Here is a 20,724-nt window from a genome sequence, read left to right as displayed (position 1 = left end):
GGCTGCCGTCGAGCAGTCAGCGCCGGGCGGGACGGTAGCAGGTCAGGGTGTGGTCGCCGGCGGCCCAGGAGATGTCCGGCGGCCAGGTCGCGTACCAGTGAGCACCGGGGCACCGGCGCTCGGCGACGCGGAGGTACTTCCTGGTCGAAGGAACGTTCCGGCCCGACACGACGAGCACCTTGACGGCCCGGTAGTTGTGCCGGCTCGCGCACGAGGACGGCGTGAACCCACCGGTGCGATCCACGAGGACGCAGGCCCGCTCGGCGGCGGACAGGGTTCGGTCCGCCAGGGACAGGCCGGCGTTCGGGAGTGGGGCGAGCTTCTTGTACGCCGACAGGCCGACATCGCACCGCAGCCAGCTCGCGCCGTGCGCGCGCTGCTCCTCCGTCGGCTGCCAGAAGGCCCAGGTGTACGCCGACATGGCGCGCTCCCTGAAGCTCACGCCGAGCGCTTCCTTGACCGCGGGCACGCACGTCTCGGCCAGCGTCTTCCGGAACCCGGGGTCTTCCTCGTCCCAGCTGGTTCCGGCCGGGAGCGTGAAGACGGCGACGACCACGAGGTTGTGCGCGGCGGAGCACTCCACGGGCGCGGTCGTGTCGGACTCGGCCCGGACGGCCTTCCAGGAGAGGTTGTGACACTCCCCGACCGCCGGCATCTGGTACGTCGGACCTTCCTCGGACGACGCGACCGCGGGGCCCGACGTGACCGACGCGCCGGACACGATGAGCGCGACGGCCGTCGCCAACGGAGCGGAGACCCATCTGGGCAGGTTGCGCAACGGAGTCCCCTCTGTCGGGCTGATCGGACGGCGTCAGCCGCTACGCCGCGGCCGATGGTCGGCTCAGCCGGCCTCGCGCAGGCTGCCGACGTGCTCGCGGTACCACTCGACGGTGGACACGATGCCCTGGCGCAGGCTGATCTGGGCGTCCCAGCCGATGTCGTGGAGCTTGGTGACGTCGAGCAGCTTCTGCGGCGTCCCGTCGGGCTTGCTGGTGTCCCACTCGGTCGCGCCGTCGTAGCCCACCGCCTCGGCCACGATCGCGGCGATCTCGGCGATCGTCGCGTCGCGACCGGTGCCGACGTTGACCTGCTCCGGCCCGTCGTAGTGCTCCATCAGGAAGAGACAGGCCGCAGCCATGTCGTCGACGTGGAGGAACTCGCGGCGCGGGCTGCCCGTGCCCCAGTTCGTCACCGCGGTCGATCCGGCCGCGCGGGCCTCGTCGTACCGACGGATCAGCGCGGGCAGCACGTGGCTGCCGGTCGGCGAGAAGTTGTCGCCGGGCCCGTAGAGGTTGGTCGGCATCGCCGAGATCCACGGCCGGTCGTACTGCCGCCGCACGGCCTGGACCTGCATGATGCCGGCGATCTTGGCGATCGCGTAGGCGTCGTTGGTCGGCTCCAGGTGTCCGGTGAGGAGCGAGTCCTCCTTGATCGGCTGCGGCGCGAACTTCGGGTAGATGCACGACGAGCCGAGGAAGAGCAGCCGGTCGACGCCGTGCTCGAGCGCGGCGTCCATGACGTTGGTCTGGATCCGCAGGTTGTCGGAGAGGAAGTCGACCGGGTAGGTGTTGTTGGCCATGATGCCGCCGACCTTCGCGGCCGCGAGCACGACGTACGTCGGGCGCTCGGTCGCGAAGAAGTCGAAGACGGCGTCGCGGTCACGCAGGTCGACCTCGCTCGAGGACCGGCCCAGCAGGTTGCCGTGGCCGCGGCCTTCGAGCGCCCGCCAGATGGCGCCACCGACCAGGCCGCGATGTCCCGCGACGTAGAACGGTGCGTCCTTCTCGAGCGCGAACGCCGCGGCCTCGCTCATGCGCGGTTGCCCAGTGCCGGCCAGCCCTCGATGCCGCACTGGTCGATCCACGGCCGGCCGGCGTGCTTGAGCGACTCGATGTCGGCGTCGACCATGATCCGGGCGAGCTCGTCGGTCTGGACCTTCGGCTTCCAGCCGAGGATCTTCTCCGCCTTGCTGGCGTCGCCGATCAGCGCGTCGACCTCGGTGGGGCGCAGGTAGCGCTCGTCGAACTTGACGTGCTTCTCCCAGTCCAGGCCCGCGTGCTCGAAGGCGGTGACGACGAAGTCGCGGACCGTGAAGTTGCCGCCGGTCGCGAGCACGAAGTCCTCCGGCTCGTCGGCCTGCAGCATCCGCCACATGCCCTCGACGTACTCCGGCGCGTAACCCCAGTCGCGGACGGCGTCGAGGTTGCCCATGTAGACGTAGTCGTCGAGGCCCGCCTGGATCCGCGCGACCGCCCGGGTCACCTTGCGGGTCACGAACGTCTCGCCGCGGCGCGGGGACTCGTGGTTGAAGAGGATGCCGTTGACCGCGAACATGCCGTAGCCCTCGCGGTAGTTGCGGGTCACCCAGTAGGCGTAGACCTTCGCGGCGCCGTACGGCGAACGCGGGTAGAACGGGGTGTCCTCGTTCTGCGGCGGCGGCGTCGCGCCGAACATCTCCGAGGAGGACGCCTGGTAGTAGCGGCAGTCGACCCCGGCCATGCGCACGGCCTCGAGCAGCCGCATGGCGCCCATGCCGGTCGTGTCACCGGTGTGCTCGGGCTCGTCGAAGCTGACCCGCACGTGGGACTGCGCTGCGAGGTTGTAGACCTCGTCGGGGTTGATCTCGTGGAGCAGCGTCACCAGCCGCGCACCGTCGGACAGGTCGCCGTAGTGCAGGAAGAGCTTGGCGTCCGGGTCGTGCGGGTCCTGGTACAGGTGGTCGATGCGCGACGTGTTGAACGTCGACGCCCGCCTGATCAGGCCGTGCACCTCGTAGCCCTTGCCGAGCAGCAGCTCGGCGAGGTACGACCCGTCCTGACCGGTGATCCCGGTGATCAGTGCCTTCTTCACGGCGATGGTTCCTCGTCTCCACACTTCGTAGTTCTTCACGCGCGTCTACACGTAAGCCTAAAGGGCGAGCCGCGCCTTCGGGTCGCCCGCCCGGTCAAGTCACCGATGTCACGCCACAAGCGAGTGGTTGTCTTCGGTTGAGCAGTCGCCGTGTCATGAGTTGATCAGGGATGACCTGACAGGAAACGACCGCGATGCCCGCCCAAAGCGGTACGGCCACCGCGCCCCACGTGCTGGCCGTCATGGCCGCGCCCACCACGGCCACACATGCCATGGCGATCACGCAACCGGCCTGCCACCACAGTTCCCGCGGCTTGGTCAGCATCATGCCGGATGGGAGATGCATGGCCTGGGCGAGCAGGAGTAGGCCGAACGACGATCCGAGAGCGATGCTCACATCGACACGGCCTCCGGTCATGAGGCGCGCGACAGTCGGCGAGAGAAGTCCGAGAGCGGCTGCCCCGACGACTCCGATCGAGGAGAAGGCGATGGTCGCCTGTTGCCACTGTCGGAGAGAGTTGTCTGCGTCGGCTCGCAGACGTACGAAGGCCGGCCAGAGCGCCATCCCGGCCGCACTCATCACCCCCCAAGCCATCCCGTAGAACTGCGATCCGATCGCGAAGTTCGCCACGGCTCCGAGGTCGCTCGTGTGAGAGAGCAAGAGCCGCCCGCTCTGCAAGCCGAGAGGCAGGCCGATCGAGATCAGCAGCATCGCGCCACTGCCGGCAAGGAGCTTCGGTGGGTGGTCACCGACCGGGCGCGGCACGTGTTGACGCTTCAAGGCTCTGAGGGCCACGAGCAACATGACGGCGAAGGCGAGGCACACGCCCAGAGGCATGGCGATGCTCATCAAGATGGGCGGGGCTCCGACTGCGATGACCGCCAACGTCAACACGAGATTGACCAGGCTCGCGCCCGCTGGGATCAACGCCGCGACGTGGCTCTGATCCAGCCCGACAAGGATGCGTTGCGCCAGGCCGAACGGCACCGAGATGAAGAAGGCCGCCACAGCCAGGCCCGCGGCCATCTGGCCAAGTGTCGTGAGTTGCGCACCGAGCAGCCGCTCCCACTGCCCACTCAGGCTCACGGCTGCGCACACGAGCACCCCGGAGCAGGCGACGAGCGTCAGCCGAGTACGAGCCGCTCGCAGGGTCGCCCACATGGCTGCGGGCTCGCTGCGTCGATCGGCCACGGCCGTCGTGACAGCTGCCCCCAATCCGAGATCGGCGAAGGGAAGCAGCAAGGAGAGCGTGGAGATGACACTGATGAGCCCGTAGGTCTGGGCGCCTGCGTATCGAACCTGCGCAGCGGCCGTAAGCAAGCCGGTGGCGGCGATCAAGGGAACCGTGACCGTCCTGGCCGCTCCGCTCTTGAGAACGAGAGCGCGCGGCGAAGCGCCCTGCCCCGCCGAGCGCGACGCGGCCTCCCGCGTACCCACCTCGCCGCTACGAGGCGTCAACGGGTGCGACCGCCGAGTGCGCGCTTGGCCGTCGCGATCGACTGCTGAACGCCCGACCAGAAGGCATCCTCGACTTCCGAACCCGTCGCCGATATCCCCACCGCCCTTCGTGCCCGCCTCATGTCCTTGAAATGAGCACCGATCGAACGCGTCGATCCCGCGCCGCCCGTGTCGAAGTCACACACGATCTCGGGCAAGACTCGCGGAGACACCAGCGCAGCGCACCTGAGCATGAACAGTTGATCCGCTGCAAGCCCGTGATCGAGCTCGTAGTGGCCGACCTTGTCGATGATGGCGCGCGAGAAGAACGCGGCCTGGTGTGGGATCGGGTGGCCGCCGAGCGCGAACCGCCGCAGGCTGAACGGGATGTCTCCGAAGAGTCCGACACACTCGCCACGATCGTCGATCTTTCGAGCTATGCCGTATCCCCAGTAGGCCTGTCCCTCCAACCCCGACACAGCTTCGACCACCTGCTGCACCGCACGCGCAGATCCGAACGCATCGCCGGCGTGCATGAACCAGACGAGGTCTCCGTTCGAGGCCGCGATCCCCTTGTTCATGGCGTCGTACCGACCCTTGTCCGGCTCGGACATGGTCTGAACTCCCCGGAGCGACACGAGGAACCGCTCGGTCTCCTCGCCCGACCCGCCGTCAACGACGACGTGCTCGATGTCCCGCCAAGTCTGGGCCGCGACGCTCTGGCGCGTCTTGACGAGACCGGGCAGGTCCCGGTAGCTGATCGTGACGACTGTGACGCGCACGTGAGACTCTTCCCCTCGACTGGACTTCGATCAGGCGAGGCGGTCCACTCGAGCCGCACCGCCACTGGCGCAGGCTGGCTTGCCTCGCAACACACCTATGGGCCCGACCGGCGTCGCCGATCTGGGCCAAGAGCACTTCCACGCGCAGGCTGGTCGGGCCGGCTGATCGGGCCGGCGACGCCTGCACCACGCATTGTGTCGCGGGATCCGTCCTCGCGCCGACGTTTCACGCCTCCGTTGGCTGCGGCTGCCCCTGGCGGGACACCGCCGGGCCTCGAATGGGCTTCGACTTCTCGTTGCGTCTCGCCGACAAGGCCGGCCGGTGGCGACTGACTGAGGTTCGGCGCACCGGCCGGAGTAGAGAGCACGATGATCAGTAGCGGCAGCTGAGCGGCGAAGAACAGTGCTCCCCGATCGACCATGTTGACGGGGACCTCGAGGAGTCCGACTGCGGACACGCTGACGACCACTCCGAGCGCCGGCGCGCTAGGTGAAGCCAAGGCCGCTCGCCAGGCGAGCAGCAACCACGAGGCCAGGAGTGCCACCCCGAGAACGCCTCCGGTGACGAGCGTGTTGACGAAGAGGTTGTGCCCGTGGAAGGCGAGGCTGACCAGGTCGTTGTTGTAGTGAGAGATGGAGCTGTACCACGTGCTCCCGAGCCCCAGCCAGTGGTGCCCGCGCCAGTAGGACAGGCTTCCCGACCAGATCTGCCCGCGATCGCTGAAGCTGCTGGGGTCATCTGTCATCAAGGGCACCACGACAACGCACGCCGCGATGCAGAGGCCACCCAGGCCGATCAGCTGGCGACCCACTGCGCGCCGAACCGTGGACGTGATGATCAGCGTGAGCGCAACCAGCACGAACGCCAGCATCGATGCGCGGGACGCGGACCAGACGATCTGCGTGCCGACGGCGAGAAGGAGCGCCAATCCAACCCGACGTGACTTGGCGCTCAGGAACACGAGCCCGCTACCGAGGACCAGGACCTGACCGAGGGTGTTGGGATTGTTGAACGGTCCAGCAAGCAGTCCGCCCGGGAAGATCTGCTTCTCCGCCTGCACCAAGGCACCAGAGGGCGCGACGTAGAACGCGCGATCAGGTGAAAGCAGGACCATCGCGAAGGTGGCAACGACCAGGATTCCGACGAACCAGCCGACCACTCGCAGCGCATCCAGGTCCACGCGGGCTGTCCATAGGGCCACCGCCACCAACGGATACGTCAGGACGGCAACACTGATGCTCGTTCCTCGGTGGATGTCGTTGAGAAGGTAGAAGCCCCATGGCGCAAGGCATACCGCGAGCGAGGTCAACCTCTCGGATGGCAACTGCCGCAGATTCGAGGCGATGACCAACAGGCAGTAGCAGACGAGCAGCGCGCCGAAGATCTGGGAGGTGACCTGCGACAAGCCGCTCCCACCGTCGAATGCGGCAACGGTCACTTCGCCCTTGGCTCCCGTGAACGCTTGAACGTATGTCGGAAGCATGCTCGCGCACCACGCGAGGACGATGACACCGAGGACTTGGCCGCGCCGGCAGATTGCGGCTGGCCCCTGGGGACTGGTCGCGCTCATCAACAAGGCCCCGCCACGCCGTACACCGTCCGCAGCCGCGTCGACTGAGTGCGCCGGTTGTTGTCGGCGAGGACGTGTCGCCACGCCCTCTGATTGTCGGTCCGGCAATCACCGTCCGCGAGGACGGCCTGCAGGACATCTGCGAGTTCATCGGCATCTGACCCGACGACATCGTCCGGAAGCCCCTCGAACGCGGGGATTCGTCGGACGACGATCGGGAGTCCGAGCTCGTGAGCCTCGATGAGAAGGACCGGGAATCCTTCCCACGATGCCGTGTGAAGCAGGACCGTCGCCTCCTTGAGCTCGCGGACGACCTCGCTTCTCGGCAACCAACCCGTCACTTCGACGCCTGCCGACTCGAGCTCTGCACGAAGCTCGGGCGATCCGTCGCCGATCCACCGAACGGTCACCTCACCTGCAGATCCCACGCGCGCCGCGACCTTGCGGGCGACCTGCGCGAACAGCCGGGGATCCTTCTGGGCAGACAGCCGCCCGGCGCCCACGATCCTGATCGAGCGGTCGCTCGGCGCTCCTCGAACCTCGCCCGCTGAAAAGCCTGCGCGATTCGGCACGTAGTGGACACTTCGGTAGCCGAGCTTCCGCGCCAAGCGCTGTTCCCGGGGCGCGCACGCCACGAGGCTGTCCGTCCGCCGGCGCAGCAGTCGTTCCACCAGGAAGAAGGAGAGACGAACCGGCCCATTGACGTCTCTGCGCTCGAACGCAAAGCAATGCGGTGTGTAGAGAACGGCGGGGCCAGCAACTCGAGGAAGCAGTCGATAGCCGAGTGCTGCCCAACTCGAATGGAGGTGTACGAAGTCGGGGCCGAGGGTGCGGACGTAGGCTCGCGCCGTCCGGACACCGGTGACGCTGCGATCCACGTCGATCGTTGAATGGAACCGGGTGCGGTACTCATCGGTCACTCCCTCGCGGCTGGCCGCGACCAGGTGATGCTCGACCTCGGGGGTGGCGTCGACGTAGTCGCTGATGGCGCTCGCCGTGCCACCACCGAGGCTCTCGGTGATGTGAACAACGACGGTCCTTGCAGCCGGATCGTTCACGACGCGCCTCCCTGGTAGACGGAGCGGTACGACAGCACCCGCCCGCGTACGTCGAACTTGTCGATCGCTTGCGCGCGGGACCACTTCGACAGCTCGACACGTTCACCGACCGAGAGCGCCGCGAATGCCCGCAGCATCCTTGCCAAGGACTCCGTCGAACCAGGCGCAGCGACGGGCAACGATCCCGCCATGAGTGCGGGACCGCCGCCGACGGCTGTCGTCAGTACAGGTACGGCCATGCTCACGGCCTCGATCGCGACCATGGGCGACGCCTCGCCGTAGGTGCTGGAGATGACGAGCGCTGCGGCCCCCTCGAGGTATCGCTCAGGCTCGAGCGTCGGCCCCTCGAGCCGCAGGCGACCCTCAGACATCAGTTGCCTGACTCTGGGCATTTCGAGCACGTCGGCAAGGTCGCCGGCGTCGGGGGTCACACCCGACCCGACACACGTCAGGTTCCAACCGGGGAGTTCATCCGCGATCTCGGCGAAGGCGCGGACGAGGATCGCGTGCCCCTTCATCGGGTGTAGGCGAGCGAGGGACAGGAACATGGTCGAGTCAGGGTCGTAGCTCGTCGTAGCCGGAACTGGCAGCCCGTTCTCGATCACGTGCATGGTTGCGCGGTATCCCATCGAGCCCGTGTACCGCAGACAGGTCTCATTGCACGCGACGGCGGCAACGAACCCGCCGCTCAGGCGACCGACGACGCGTGCGACCGCCCGGCTGAGTACCGGGTCGGCCTTGCTCAACCCCGTCGTGTGAACAGTCGAGATCCTGCGGGCCCGCCTGGGCGTGAGGAGCAGGCTGACCAGATCCGACTGGAGCAGGTGGGAGTGCACGACGTCCGGTCGCAGCGTTCGAAGGACGCGGCGGTAGGTGAGCGCGGCACGAAGGGGGTTCCCCGCGACATCGAGGTAGGTGACCGACACGAACGCCTGCGAGTACCGGGCACTCAGCGAGTCGGCGCCACGCAGGACGACGAGGTGGAGCTCGTCACCGGTGATGTCCCAGTTGCCTGCGAGGCCCTCGACGAAGGTCTGGGCGCCTCCGATGGTGGCGTCGTTGATGACGTGGACGATCCTCACGACGATCTCTCCCCGCGGGTCCGTTCCAATGCTCGACGGATGAATCCTCGAGCGATTCGTGGAAGTGCAAGCAGCAGCGCAGGCAGTCCTGGCCTTCCGCCGACGAGCGCGAGGCGCACCAATCCAGCCATCTGGACGATGGACGCCTGCGTCGACGCGAACGAGAGTGTCACGGTCAGCAAGAAGTCACCCCTCGACCGCGGACTCAGTGGAGCATCTCCGCTCGTTGCCCAGTCGCGACTCTGCTGCCACTGCGTCCGCCTCGTGGCCGATCCGGATCGTCCATACCTGTAGACCGACAGCGGACGGTCGACGAACGCGACCTGGAACCCTTCCACGTCCACTGCGCGTACCAACCAGTCCCAGTCCTGGTGGATCGACAGTGCTTCGTCGAACCTGCACGCCAGAAAGGCTGACCGCGCCGCCATGATCGTGCTGGTTTGAAAGCCCACCGGCAGGCGGCGCACGGAGTCCTTCGTGAAGAGGTAGTCCCCCATCTGTTCCCCGGCTCGGGGCGGTCGGACGGGCCACACCTCATCGTCGTAGCGACCTTCAACGCGGTAGGCAGTTGCGCAGATCGTGCGGGCCGGCAGCGCTGCCGCTTCGAGCGCCGCCACCTGGACCCGGACCTTCTCCGGCTGCCAGTAGTCGTCGTCGTCCAAGAGCGCGATGTAATGCCCGGTGGCAGCCCCGATGCCCAGATTTCGGGCCACATTCGCATTGCACGGCTTGCCGGTCCCGATGACGACCACCTGCGGCGCAAGCCGGGTCCGCACGTCCTGAAGCAGTTCGTCGTCTCCGGAGACGACAACCACCACCTCCACGATCGTTCCCACCTGCGCCAGCGCGGACGCGACTGCATGCTCAAGGGTCGGTCTACCCGTCGTCGTGATCACGACGGTCACCACAGCGTCACCGCTCACGACGAAGTGGCGTCGCTCTCGGGGGCGTAGCCGTACCCGTATCCGTATCCGAACCCGTGTCCCTTGGCTGGCACCATGTTCATGACCACTCCGAACAGCCGGGCGTCGACCTGGGCCAGACGCTCAGCGCTCAGCTTGACCTGATCGCGCGTCACCTTTCCGTGCCGGACGACCAGGATGGCGCCATCACCGTGCGCCGCGAGCAAAGCCGCATCCGTGACGGGGAGGAGAGGGGGCGCGTCGACGATCACGACGTCATAGGCTGCCCGAGCGATCTCGAGCAGGTCCCGCATCGCATTCGACTGGAGGAGCTCAGCCGGATTGGGCGGCACCGGCCCTGCGGCAAGAAAGTCCAATCCAGTCGTCTCGTCGCGCTGAAGCGAGTCCTGGAACTTGAGGGTGCCTACCAGAACGCTGGTGAGCCCGACGGCGCCATCCATCCCCAGGCGCATCGCGGCGCGGGGTCGGCGCAGATCGCCTTCGACGAGAAGGGTGCGCGCACCCGCCTGCGCGAGGCTGACCGCGAGATTGACCGCCGTGGACGTCTTGCCCTCATCGGGCACGGCGGAGGAGAGAACGAAGACCTTGTGGCGCGAGTCGACATCGACGAACTGCAGATTGGTGCGCAGGACTCGAAACGCTTCGGCTCGGGGAGAGTGCGACGCAACCTCCGTGACGAGGGGGACACCGCGATTGCCTGGTTCGTAGCTGATCGCCCCGAGCACCGGCCGGTCCGTTATCTGCGCGATGTCTTCGATCGTCTTGATGCGGGTGTCAAGCGATTGCCGCAGCACGGCGAGGCCGAGCCCGAGCAGCAGACCGAGCACGATGCCGATGCCGACGGTCCGAACTGGTTTCGGAGCGACGGGGGTGTCGGAGAAGGACGCCGCGTCGACGATGGTCGCCTTCACGGGGGCCACCGTCTCGCCAGGCGGCGTCTCCAACTGCCGCACGAGGTCCGCGAGAGACTCGGCGTACGCCTGCGCGATCCGCTGAGCCTGGTGTGGATCAGCGTCCGTCACCGTCAGGGTCAGGTTGACCGTGTTCGCGGCGACCGAGCCGCTCACCTTGCGCGCCAGCTCCTCGGACGTCAGCTCGAGATCCAGGTCGTCGACCACTTCGGAGGCGAGCTCACGACTGGAGAGCAGGTCGGCGTAGGACTGGACTCGGGCAATCGAGAACTGCCCACCCTGGTTGATGCTGTAGGCGTCGCTACCGCTCTCCGTGGCGGTGGAGACGAAGAGCCGAGCATCCGACGCGTACTGCTTGGCCTGGACGGTCGTGTATCCGAGGGCGAGGAGCCCAACGAACAGTGCGCAACCGACGATCCACACCCATCGCTCTCGGACCACCTTGAGGTAGTCGCGCAGTTCCATCAGGCACTCCATTCCATGTCGCCGTGCCCGCCGAGTCGCACCTCGGCAGCCCGCAGCGATCCCCCCAAGGAGCCCAGGACGACTCCTGTCGTCCGGGCGCAGCGAACGCCGTTCACCTCGAACGATCTGGTCAGAGGTTCATCGGCCGCCGCGAGCGCGGCTGCCTTGGCCGCGGTTGGGCATCTCCCCCACCATCGAGCCGACGTCCCGGCTGATGCTATCCGGACCGACCGTCCCCTACAGGCCGTTTGGGAAGTACGCCCAGACACAGTCAGCATGCGGACTCAGCCGTGGCGGACGCGGCGCTGGCCTCTACGGACGGAGTCGCCGCCACGTCGATGTCACCGGTCTGGCCCTCACCGGTCTTCATGCGCCAGGTGAGGTCGACCTTCTGCTGCGGGTCGAGCAGCAGCGTCACGTTCTGCACCGGGCGGCCGCGATCGAGGATCGGGCCGGGTCCGCGCAGGGGCTTGCCGTTGAGGGCGAGGGCGGTGATCTCGCCGCCGACCGGGCCGTAGATGTAGACCTGCACGAGCTGGGAGCCGGGGTCGCCGCCGTACGTGGCGTAGCTGCCCGTGACGTAGTCCGGCAGGGATGACACGTTCTCCGGGGCGTCGGACAACAGCGTGGCGTGGCCGGTGAGGCCCTGCACGCCCTGGTTGCAGTACGTCGCGTCGACGCTGACGTCGTACCGGAGGTAGTAGGACATCTTCGAGGCGGTGCCGTCGTTGAGGTAGAAGCCGACCTGCGGTGCAGCCACGGGGTCGGTGACGAGGTCGCCGGCGACGGCCTGGCCGGCGATGGCGTCCTGCACGGTGTCGTCGAAGCTGTGCACGAGGACCCGGTGCTCGCGGACCCCCTTGGCGAGAGCACGCACGAGCCCCTGGGGCGAGCCGACTCCACTCGAGACCCTGTCGAAGACGGTGCGGGCGACCTGGCGGAACCAGCGGTCCTGGTCGGCCGGGTCGGGGAAGCGGAGGTAGGCCCGGGACAGCAGCTCGCCGACGGCGTTGTCCTCGGTGAGCTCGACGCCGCCGATCTCGACGGGGCCGGTCGCATCGAGCAGGTAGGAGATCGCCACGGGGTCGAGCGAGACGACGCCGTCGAGCCGCTCGGGGTAGACCTGCTCCCAGCGGGCCCGCCACAGGTCGGAGGCGCGGGAGAAGTCCGGCTGCAGGTTGGCGTCGAGGAAGTACGTGCCGAGGATCTCGTTGTAGATGGCCTGTTCGGGGTCCGTCAGCGGGAGCACGGGCTGCGCGGTGCGGCCGAAGGTGTTCGCGGCGACCTGGCGGGTCATCTCGACGCGACCGCCGTCGGTCCGCACGACCGAGACGGCGCCCGGCAGGCCGCCTGTCGCGCGGATCTCGGCGTTGTTCTGGAAGACGAGCAGGTAGTTCTGCGGGCCGTCGGCGCCGAGCATCGTGGGCAGCAGGTCGAGGGTGGTGCCGGCGTTCCGCAGCAGGTCGGCGGCGTCGGCGACCTGTCCGGCCAGGTCGCGGTACTCGGAGCGCAACCGCTCGACGTACCCCGTCGAGTCCTCCGCCGCCAGGCGCGCCTGCGCCGCGTCGAACGCCGAGAGGCCTGCGGCGACTGGGGTCTGGAGGTCCTCGAGGGCCGCCACGTCGACGCGCGCGTCGTCGGGCACGATGAGGTCGAGCTCGTCGGCGACCTGGACCAGCGGCTCGACACCGTCGTCGGCGAGATCGCGCGCCACCACGCTCGCGACGGCCACGCCGCGGGCGTCGTCGCCGTACGCCGGCAGCCGCTCGAGCACCGACCACGTGAGGCCTCCGGTGCGCTCGGCGGCGGCCGCGCTGTGGTCCTTCATGCCGCCGAGGGCCACCCGGACGGCGTCGTCATCGTCCTCGTCCACGGCCGCGCGCAGGGCCGCGGCGTCGTCGACGGCGGCGGTGAGGTCTCGGTTGACCTGGTACGTCGTCCATGCGGCCCACGCTCCGAAGGCCACCACGGCCCCGACGACGACGGTGAGCCCGATCAGGAGGGCGCGTCGGTTCACGGTTTGCACCTCGTGACGTCAGGCCCCGCGACGAGGTCGCGGGGCCCGGACGGTTGCGATCAGAGCGTCAGCGCTTCTTCTTGACGACGACGGTGATCGTGCCCTTCGAGGTCTCGAAGGTCGTGCCCTTCTTGGGCTGGAAGGTGTACTTGAAGGTGTACTTGCCGGGCTTGAGCTTCGGCAGCTCGACGACGACCTTGCCCTTCTTGACCTTGAAGTCGATGTCCTCGCCCCGGAGCTTCTTGGGGATGTTCTTGCCGTCGAGCTTGACCGTCACGGTGCCGGCCGGCTTCAGGTTGCCCGAGCTGCGGATCGTGATCGGCACCTCCGGCGCCTCGCCCGCCGGGACCGTCACGGTCTTCGGCGCCTGCGGCTTCGTCGGCACGCACGCCGGCTGGTACTGGGTGCCGCAGTCGGCGGCGGAGACGGGAGCGCCCGAGAACGCGACGAGGCCGGCCGACATCAGGAAGGCAGCGATCAGGCCGGACAGGTACTTCTTCATTCGGAAACTCCCCACGAGCGCTCAAGTTCAGGAGCGGCAATCCAATCACGCAGATTGGGGATGCGTACGACGAATCCGTGTGATCCACGCGTGATCTGGCGGCGTCGCGGCGATTGGTCGGGAGGTTTCCCTCAGGAGTGGCTCCCACGTGCCGATATTGACCTGTTCGGATCATGCGCGCTGGCCGACTCGGGCCATCTCCGGACACTGGGGTCGGCCCCTCGGTGGTCCAGACAGTCGGGTGCCTCCGTCCAGCACTCGGACGACGAAGCACCGCAGCCCCGCGCCGAGGGGGCGCGGGGCTGCGGGTGTGACTGCTCGTTCCGGCGTCAGATGGCGACGACCACCTCGGCGACGGAGCCCACGGCGGCGACGACCTTCTTGTCCACCGGGTCGGCCTTCGGGGCGAGGGTGCGCAGGGTCCACTCGCCGTCGCCTGCGAAGAACCGGAAGTGTCCGGTCGCCGAGGTCGGGACCTCGGCGGTGAACTCGCCGGTGCGGTCGAGGAGCCGCACGTAGGCGTTGCCCACCGGCTCGCCGTCGCGCACGACCTGGCCCTGGACGACCGCCTCCTTCTTGACGTCGATCCCGTCGAGGGAGAGACCGCCCTCAGTCGCGCCGCACATCAGGCACCCTGCCCATCTGCCTGGCCAGCCTCGTCGCCGAGCGCGACCGGGACGCCGACGAGGGAGCCGTACTCGGTCCACGAGCCGTCGTAGTTCTTCACGTTCTGCTGACCGAGCAGCTCCTTGAGCACGAACCAGGTGTGCGAGGAGCGCTCGCCGATGCGGCAGTAGGCGATGGTGTCCTTGTCCCAGTCGACGCCGGCCTCGGTGTAGATCTCGCGGAGCTCGTCGTCGGACTTGAAGGTGCCGTCGTCGTTCGCGGCCTTGCTCCACGGGACGTTCGCGGCCGTCGGGATGTGGCCAGCACGCTGGGCCTGCTCCTGCGGGAGGTGGGCCGGCGCGAGGAGGCGGCCGGCGTACTCGTCGGGGCTGCGCACGTCGACCAGGTTCTTCACGCCGATGGCCTCGACGGTCTCGTCGCGGAACGCGCGGATCGACGAGTCCTGCTCGGAGGCGGTGTACGACGTGCCGGCGCGGCTCGGCGCCTCGTCGGTGAGCTCGCGCGAGTCGAGCTCCCACTTCTTGCGGCCGCCGTCGAGGAGCTTGACGTCCTGGTGGCCGTAGAGCTTGAAGTACCAGTAGGCGTAGGCGGCGAACCAGTTGTTGTTGCCGCCGTAGAGCACCACGGTGTCGTCGTTCGCGACGCCGCGCTCGGAGAGCAGTGCCTCGAACTGCTGCTTGTTGACGAAGTCGCGACGGACCTGGTCCTGCAGGTCGGTCGTCCAGTCGAGCTTGATGGCGCCCCGGATGTGGCCCTTGTCGTAGGCCGTCGTGTCCTCGTCGACCTCGATCAGCACCACCTTCGGGTCGTCCAGGTGCTCTTCCACCCACTGGGCGGTGACGAGGGAGTTCTCGCGGGTCATGTGCTTCTACCTTTCTTGTGCGCCGAGGAAGGGGCGCGGGGGTCTGGGATTCAGTGCGCGGTCGCGCGCTTGATGAGCAGGTACATCTCGCAGCCGAGGCAGAACCGGAAGACGGCGTTGAGCAGTGCCGCGGCCAGCGCGAGACCGACGGCGACCATCCCGAGGAGGTCGACGCCGACGAGGAACGCCACCAGTCCGACGACCGCGAAGCCGAGGCCCACCGCCTGCGCGAACCGCGGCGGCGCCGGGTCCTCGAGCTCGTCAGGCGCGCCGAGGCGGGGTCGGACGACGATGCGGAAGAGCCACGAGTACGGCGTGCGCTGGACGCCCCGGGTGGCGCCGATCGCGAAGAGCACGGCTTGCGCGGCCAGCAGCACGGTGGCGGCCGGGCTCGGCGCCAGGAGCAGCACGGCGACCAGCACGACCGCGGTCAGGGCGGCGGCGAACTGCGGACCGCGCGGGTCGATGCCGGTGGCGGAACCGGCCTGCTGCGGCGACGTGGTCGTGGACATGTCTCTCCTGCTGACGAATGCGTGGGCGAAAGGGCCACGCAGGTCAGCAGAGAGCTGAGGCGCAGCCGATCAGTGCATTCGACACAGCGACGAGCGGACGCGGCAGTGGTCCACTGCGCGGCGCTTCGTCAGCATGGTCGAGGACATGGCAGACAGCGTAGGGAGTGATCCGCGGCCGCTCCCAACTGGTGTCCCAATTGGTGAGACGGTGGTCCGCGATGTGGACATCAGGCGTTCCCCAGGGCGGCGATGACCTGCTCCTTGCGCGGTGCGCCCGCGGACCGCGAGACCTCGTGGCCGGCGGCGTCGAGCACCAGCGTGGTCGGGGTGCGCAGCACGCCCAGGCGGCGTACCAGCTCCAGGTGGTGCTCGGCGTCGACCTCGAGGTGCACCACCCCGGGCACGACCGCCGCCACGTCGGTGAGGGTACGGCGCGTGGCCCGGCAGGGCGCGCAGAAGGCGGAGGAGAACTGCAGCAGGGTGGCCTTCTCCCCCAGCTCGGCGTCCGGGATCGCGGCGCGGACGTCCGTCCACACGGTCGGCGTCGGGGCCGCCGGCGCGGTGCCCGCGCCGTCCCGGACCTTGTGGGTGCCGCGGAAGCGGCCGTCGGTGAGCGCGCGGTAGAGCCCGAAGGCGACCGCCGCGAAGACCGCGACGACCACCACCCACGCTCCCGTAGTCACGGCGAGGTAACCCGGATGGCGTACGACGCATTCCCAGCCGTGTGACAGCGTTTCGCCATGGGGCTCTCCGACCGCACGAGGCGCTGGCTGCTGGCCGCGCTCGTGACGTACGTCGCGCTGCTCGGGATCGCCCTGCTCGCGCCGACGTCGGGCACCCAGTCGGGCATGGCGGGGTTCGTGCGCGACGTGGGCGTGACGGTCGGCTTCGACCCGGCGACGGCGACCCAGGCGCGGGCGGAGTTCCTGTGCAACGCCCTCATCCTCGCGCCGGTCTCGGCGCTCGGTTCGGTGGTGTGGCCGCGGACCACCTGGCGGGACTGGGCGGGGTGGACGTTCGCGGCCGCCGCCGCGGTCGAGCTGGTGCAGGGCCTGCTGCTCTCGGCCCGCACCGCCTCGTGGATCGACGTCGCCGCCAACACGCTGGGCGGCATGATCGGGGCGCTCGTCGTCGCCGTCCCGAGGACGCTCCGAAAGTAGCCCACACGGGGCATGCTCCGTGCTCGGTAGGAGTCCTAGCGTCGGTGCATGAAGATCCCGCTCTCGAGACACACCCCGGTCATCGCGATCGTGGCCGGTTGTCTGCTGCTCGGAACCACCGGCGGAGCGATCGCCGCCTCGAAGATCACGAGCAAGGACATCAAGAACAACACGGTGGCCAGCAAGGACATCAAGGACGGCACGGTGGCCAGCAAGGACGTCAAGAACAAGACGCTCCTCAAGAAGGACCTGGCGGACAAGACGGTCAAGGCCCTCGCCGGGGCACGCGGCGCCAGCGCGTGGGACACGATCCCCGGTGGCGTCACCGTCACCGGACGCTTCTTCGACACCGGCCGCGAGTACGCGACCGCGACGCAGATCGTGGAGAACATCAACTTCCCGGGCATCGCGCCTGCCGCGCCCACCGCCTACGGCTTCGGCAACGACGCGTTCCCGGGGACGGCCACCGACCCGGCCTGCGCCGGCTCGGCGCTGACCCCGACCGCGCCCGCGGGCCGTGTCTGCGTCTACCTGGACGGGTTGGAGAACCTCACCGGTCCGAGCGTCCGGGCCTGGGACAACCCCACGCACGCCCCGTTCGTGTTCTTCCTGAACTTCACCTCGACGCCCAACACCGCCTGGCGCTACTGGGGAACGTGGGCCTACACGGCACCCTGACGCTCAGCCCCCGGCGAACGGAGGAAGGAACTCCACGGTCTCCCCGGGGCGCACCTCGACCCGGCCCGGATCATTCGAGCTGACCGGGCGGTCGCCCACGAGCGCCGAGCAGACCTTGAGCACGTCGGGGAGCCGGGTGCCGGGGTGGAGCGCGACGGCGCGGCGTACGACGTCCTCGAGGGTGATCGGCCCGTCGACCGCGATCTCGTCGACGCTCACGCCGGCGGCGGCGCGGGCCGACGCCCAGTAGTGGACTTCGATCGGGGCGACGCTCACACCCGGTATTCTTCCCGACCAGGACAACTGGCCGAAGCCCAGCGTCGCGTTTCGGTCCCCGCCCTGCCGGGAGGAGACCACCCATGAGCACGCTCCTGCTTCTCACGAGCGCGCTCCAGCCGTCGGCCGAGGTGCTGCCCGCCCTCTCACTGCTGGGTCACCAGGTGCGCGTGCTGCCGGCCGAGGGCAGCGCCCTGCTCGAGGCGCCCGACTCCGACCTGCTGCTCGTCGACGGCCGCCAGGACCTCGCCCACGCTCGGGATCTCTGCCGGCTGATCCGCACCACCGGCACCGAGATACCGGTGCTCCTGGTCTGCACCGAGGGCGGTCTCGCGGTCGTCATCCACGACTGGGGCATGGACGACGTCGTGCTGCACACCTGCGGTCCCGCCGAGCTCGAGGCGCGCATCAAGCTCGCCATCGGCCGGTTGCGCGCCCGCCGCGAGGCGGACGACCCCGAGTCCCACGTGATCCGCTCCGGCGAGGTCGTGGTCGACGACGCGACGTACACCGCCAAGGTCAGCGGCCGCTCGCTCGACCTGACCTTCAAGGAGTTCGAGCTGCTGAAGTTCCTGGCGCAACACCCGGGTCGGGTGTTCAGCCGCCAGCAGCTGCTCCAGGAGGTGTGGGGCTACGACTACTTCGGCGGCACCCGCACCGTCGACGTCCACGTACGCCGCCTCCGCGCCAAGCTCGGCCCCGAGAACGAGACCCTCATCGGCACCGTGCGCAACGTCGGCTACCGGTTCGTGCTGCCGGCCAAGGACCAGAAGGCCGCCGCCGAGGACGACTCGCTCACGCAGTCCACGCCCTAGGCTGGCCGCGTGCCCGAACTCGACGCCATCGCCAGGATCGCAGCGGAGGCGGAGGAGGCCGACGGGGCGGCACCGCTGGACGAGGCGACCTGGCGGGCGCTCCGGCACCGGCCGGAGACCGTGCGTGGGTGGATGGAGGACGACGGGTTCGCGCTGCTGATCGACGACCAGGTGCACCTGGTCGTGCGGCCGGCGGCGCGGAGGCACGGGATTGGCGGGCGGCTGCTCGGCGAGGCGCTCACGGCGTACGGCGCGGGTGGGCTGACGGCCTGGTCGCACGGCGACCACCCGGCGGCGGCGCGGCTGGCGGCCGGGCACGGGTTCGAGCGGGTGCGCTCACTGTGGGTGATGCGGCGGCCGACCACGCTCCCGCTGCCGGCGGTCACGGCGCCCGACGGGCTGACGATCCGCGGCTACACGCCCGCCGACGCGGACGAGGTGGTCCGGGTCAACGCGGCGGCGTTCGCGCACCACCCCGAGCAGGGCGCGATGGACACGGCGGAGCTGGCGGAGCGGATGGCGGAGCCGTGGTTCGACCCGGCCGGGCTGCTGCTCGCCTGGGACGGCGACCGCCTGCTCGCGTTCCACTGGACCAAGCAGCACGACGCGCGGAGCGGCGAGGTGTACGTCGTGGGCGTCGACCCGGCCGCGCAGGGACGCGGGCTGGGGAAGGTGATGACGCTCGCCGGCCTCCACCACCTGACGAACCTGGGCGTCGCCGAGATCCACCTCTACGTCGAGTCCGACAACGCGCCCGCGGTGGCGCTGTACGCCGGCCTCGGGTTCACGCACGCCGACGCCGACACGCACGTGATGTATCGGCGCGACTAGCGCAGCGGCCGCACGTGCAGGCCGACCTCGGGGTCGACGACGACCTCCTGGGCGGCCGGCATCTCCTCGACGACGAGCTGCGCGTCGAGGGGGACGTTGCGCTTGACCATCGCGAGCGCGATCGGGCCGAGCTCGTGGTGGCGGGCCGACGTGCCGACGAACCCGACGACCTTGTCGCCGTGGAGCAGGTCGGCGCCGACGGTGGGCAGCCGGTTCTCGGAGCCGTCGAGGTGCAGCAGCGTCAGCCGCCGCGGCGGGCGGCCGAGCGTGTGCACGCGGGCGACGGTCTCCTGGCCGCGGTAGCACCCCTTGTCGAGGTGGACCGCGGGGCCGATCCAGCCGGCCTCGTTGGGGATCGTGCGGTGGTCGGTGTCGAGCCCGAGCCGCGGCTCGCCCCGCGCGATGCGCAGCGCCTCGAACGCCCAGATGCCGCAGGCCGGCCCGGCCGCCTCGGCGTACGACGTCAGCTGGTCGCGCGGCACGAACTCGTAGTCGGCGTACGGGCCCTCGCCGGCGGACGACGGCCGCCAGGTGGTGGCCAGCTCGGCGGTCACGTCGGCGACCTCGACGCGCATCATGAAGCGCATCCGGTCGAGGAACTCGACGAGCGCGGCGGCCGTCCCCGGCTCGGTGTGAGCGGTGAAGGACTCGCCGTCGTCGTACCCGAAGAACGCGTGCTCGACGTGGCCCTGCGGGCTGAGGATCAGGACGCCGGTCCACACGTTCGGGCCGAGCGACTCGAGGTGCTGGGTCGTCAGCGAGTGCAGCCAGGTCAGCCGATCGGGGCCGGTCACACGGACGACGTCGCGGTGGGAGAGGTCGACGAACCCCTCCCCCGCCTCGAGCGTGCGCTGCTCGCCGTTGAACGAGCCGTAGTGGGCCGCGACGTCGTGGTCGACGCCGTCGGCGGCGACAGCGCCGGGCAGGTCGAGCAAGGGGCTAGGCATCCAGTTCACACTCCACGCAATTGCCGAAGATCGCCAAGTGGCCGACGTCCACCACGAACCCGTGCCGCTGCTCGAGCGCCTCGGACAGCGGGGCGACCACCTCTGGGTCAACGGAGATGACGCGGTGGCAATTCCGGCAGACGAGGTGGAAGTGCTCGTGGTCCGTCACGGAGTGGTACGTCGGGGCGCGGTCGGACAGGTGCGTGTGGCGCACCAGGCCGAGCTCCTCCAGGACCTCGAGCGTGCGGTAGATCGTCGAGATGTTGACCGCGCTCGCGTGCTGCTGCACCTCGGCGAGGATCTCGTCGGGGGTGGCGTGGCCGAGCTTCTCGACCGCGCGCAGCACGAGCTGGCGCTGCGGGGTGAGCCGGTAGCCGAGGCTGTGCAGCTTGGCGGCGAGGTCCTCGGTCACGGCGG

General features: G+C 69.1%; 23 protein-coding genes. 4 read left to right on the top strand and 19 right to left on the bottom strand.

Annotated features, from left to right (window positions below; translation table 11 throughout):
* Positions 1–16 precede the first annotated feature (16 nt).
* From ACFQQI_RS03280 to ACFQQI_RS03205, 16 genes are all read right to left on the bottom strand, one after another.
* Entirely contained in the window at positions 17–778 is a 762-nt protein-coding gene (locus ACFQQI_RS03280; RefSeq protein ID WP_378557865.1) for a septum formation family protein, read from the bottom strand.
* A 63-nt stretch (positions 779–841) separates the two neighbouring features.
* A complete protein-coding gene (locus ACFQQI_RS03275; protein ID WP_378557862.1) occupies positions 842–1,813 on the bottom strand; it encodes a GDP-L-fucose synthase family protein in 972 nt (323 codons plus the stop codon).
* Positions 1,810–2,850 (bottom strand): GDP-mannose 4,6-dehydratase, encoded by a 1,041-nt coding sequence (gene gmd, locus ACFQQI_RS03270; RefSeq protein WP_378557859.1) that lies wholly within the window; start codon positions 2,848–2,850, stop codon positions 1,810–1,812. The genes ACFQQI_RS03275 and gmd overlap by 4 nt, the downstream gene beginning before the upstream one ends.
* Before the next feature lie 94 nt (positions 2,851–2,944).
* Complete coding sequence (locus tag ACFQQI_RS03265) at positions 2,945–4,189, bottom strand: lipopolysaccharide biosynthesis protein (protein WP_378557856.1); 1,245 nt, start codon at positions 4,187–4,189, stop codon at positions 2,945–2,947.
* Positions 4,190–4,305: 116 nt separating this feature from the next.
* Positions 4,306–5,070 (bottom strand): glycosyltransferase, encoded by a 765-nt coding sequence (locus ACFQQI_RS03260; protein WP_378557853.1) that lies wholly within the window; start codon positions 5,068–5,070, stop codon positions 4,306–4,308.
* A 95-nt stretch (positions 5,071–5,165) separates the two neighbouring features.
* Entirely contained in the window at positions 5,166–6,554 is a 1,389-nt protein-coding gene (locus tag ACFQQI_RS03255) for an O-antigen ligase family protein (protein WP_378557850.1), read from the bottom strand.
* Positions 6,555–6,640: 86 nt separating this feature from the next.
* On the bottom strand, positions 6,641–7,699 hold the full coding sequence (locus ACFQQI_RS03250; protein WP_378557847.1) for a glycosyltransferase: 1,059 nt from the start codon (positions 7,697–7,699) through the stop codon (positions 6,641–6,643).
* Positions 7,696–8,781, bottom strand: a complete 1,086-nt coding sequence (locus ACFQQI_RS03245; RefSeq protein ID WP_378557844.1) for a glycosyltransferase — start codon at positions 8,779–8,781, stop codon at positions 7,696–7,698. Before ACFQQI_RS03245 ends, ACFQQI_RS03250 begins: the two co-directional genes overlap by 4 nt.
* The gene (locus ACFQQI_RS03240) at positions 8,778–9,686 is read right to left on the bottom strand and encodes a glycosyltransferase (RefSeq protein ID WP_378557841.1); all 909 of its coding nucleotides are present in this window, start codon (positions 9,684–9,686) and stop codon (positions 8,778–8,780) included. The genes ACFQQI_RS03245 and ACFQQI_RS03240 overlap by 4 nt, the downstream gene beginning before the upstream one ends.
* Positions 9,687–9,700: 14 nt before the next feature.
* Positions 9,701–11,080: a polysaccharide biosynthesis tyrosine autokinase gene (locus ACFQQI_RS03235; protein WP_378557838.1), complete on the bottom strand. Its 1,380-nt coding sequence runs from the start codon at positions 11,078–11,080 to the stop codon at positions 9,701–9,703.
* A 271-nt stretch (positions 11,081–11,351) separates the two neighbouring features.
* The gene (locus ACFQQI_RS03230) at positions 11,352–13,097 is read right to left on the bottom strand and encodes a DUF4012 domain-containing protein (protein WP_378557835.1); all 1,746 of its coding nucleotides are present in this window, start codon (positions 13,095–13,097) and stop codon (positions 11,352–11,354) included.
* Positions 13,098–13,164: 67 nt separating this feature from the next.
* Positions 13,165–13,599: a hypothetical protein gene (locus ACFQQI_RS03225; protein WP_378557832.1), complete on the bottom strand. Its 435-nt coding sequence runs from the start codon at positions 13,597–13,599 to the stop codon at positions 13,165–13,167.
* Between the two features lie 329 nt (positions 13,600–13,928).
* A complete protein-coding gene (locus ACFQQI_RS03220) occupies positions 13,929–14,225 on the bottom strand; it encodes a DUF1416 domain-containing protein (protein ID WP_378557829.1) in 297 nt (98 codons plus the stop codon).
* A complete protein-coding gene (locus ACFQQI_RS03215) occupies positions 14,225–15,088 on the bottom strand; it encodes a sulfurtransferase (RefSeq protein WP_378557826.1) in 864 nt (287 codons plus the stop codon). Before ACFQQI_RS03215 ends, ACFQQI_RS03220 begins: the two co-directional genes overlap by 1 nt.
* Before the next feature lie 50 nt (positions 15,089–15,138).
* The gene (locus tag ACFQQI_RS03210) at positions 15,139–15,600 is read right to left on the bottom strand and encodes a DUF4395 domain-containing protein (RefSeq protein WP_378557823.1); all 462 of its coding nucleotides are present in this window, start codon (positions 15,598–15,600) and stop codon (positions 15,139–15,141) included.
* A 227-nt stretch (positions 15,601–15,827) separates the two neighbouring features.
* A complete protein-coding gene (locus ACFQQI_RS03205; protein ID WP_378557820.1) occupies positions 15,828–16,283 on the bottom strand; it encodes a thioredoxin family protein in 456 nt (151 codons plus the stop codon).
* A gap of 57 nt (positions 16,284–16,340) precedes the next feature.
* Between ACFQQI_RS03205 and ACFQQI_RS03200 the strand changes: the two genes are divergently transcribed.
* A complete protein-coding gene (locus ACFQQI_RS03200) occupies positions 16,341–16,760 on the top strand; it encodes a VanZ family protein (protein WP_378557817.1) in 420 nt (139 codons plus the stop codon).
* A 48-nt stretch (positions 16,761–16,808) separates the two neighbouring features.
* Positions 16,809–17,438 carry a hypothetical protein gene (locus ACFQQI_RS03195; RefSeq protein WP_378557814.1) on the top strand — a complete coding sequence of 210 codons (630 nt, stop codon included), beginning with the start codon at positions 16,809–16,811 and terminating at the stop codon, positions 17,436–17,438.
* A 3-nt stretch (positions 17,439–17,441) separates the two neighbouring features.
* On the opposite strand, the gene ACFQQI_RS03190 is transcribed toward ACFQQI_RS03195, so the two are convergent.
* Positions 17,442–17,714, bottom strand: a complete 273-nt coding sequence (locus tag ACFQQI_RS03190) for a MoaD/ThiS family protein (RefSeq protein ID WP_378557811.1) — start codon at positions 17,712–17,714, stop codon at positions 17,442–17,444.
* Between the two features lie 83 nt (positions 17,715–17,797).
* On the opposite strand from ACFQQI_RS03190, the gene ACFQQI_RS03185 reads away from it, so the two are divergent.
* Both ACFQQI_RS03185 and mshD read left to right on the top strand, forming a co-directional pair.
* Positions 17,798–18,529: a response regulator transcription factor gene (locus ACFQQI_RS03185; protein WP_378557808.1), complete on the top strand. Its 732-nt coding sequence runs from the start codon at positions 17,798–17,800 to the stop codon at positions 18,527–18,529.
* Positions 18,530–18,538: 9 nt separating this feature from the next.
* Positions 18,539–19,360: a mycothiol synthase gene (gene mshD, locus ACFQQI_RS03180; RefSeq protein WP_378557805.1), complete on the top strand. Its 822-nt coding sequence runs from the start codon at positions 18,539–18,541 to the stop codon at positions 19,358–19,360.
* On the opposite strand, the gene ACFQQI_RS03175 is transcribed toward mshD, so the two are convergent.
* The gene (locus tag ACFQQI_RS03175; RefSeq protein WP_378557802.1) at positions 19,357–20,307 is read right to left on the bottom strand and encodes a YgfZ/GcvT domain-containing protein; all 951 of its coding nucleotides are present in this window, start codon (positions 20,305–20,307) and stop codon (positions 19,357–19,359) included. The two genes, mshD and ACFQQI_RS03175, sit on opposite strands and share 4 nt — an antisense overlap.
* Entirely contained in the window at positions 20,300–20,719 is a 420-nt protein-coding gene (locus ACFQQI_RS03170) for a Fur family transcriptional regulator (RefSeq protein WP_378557799.1), read from the bottom strand. The genes ACFQQI_RS03175 and ACFQQI_RS03170 overlap by 8 nt, the downstream gene beginning before the upstream one ends.
* Positions 20,720–20,724: the final 5 nt, after the last annotated feature.

It is taken from the genome of Nocardioides sp. GCM10030259 (genome assembly GCF_042666375.1).
GTDB lineage: Bacteria > Actinomycetota > Actinomycetes > Propionibacteriales > Nocardioidaceae > Nocardioides.
Note: the sequence above shows the minus strand (reverse complement) of the source record. Positions and strands in the feature narration are given on the sequence as shown.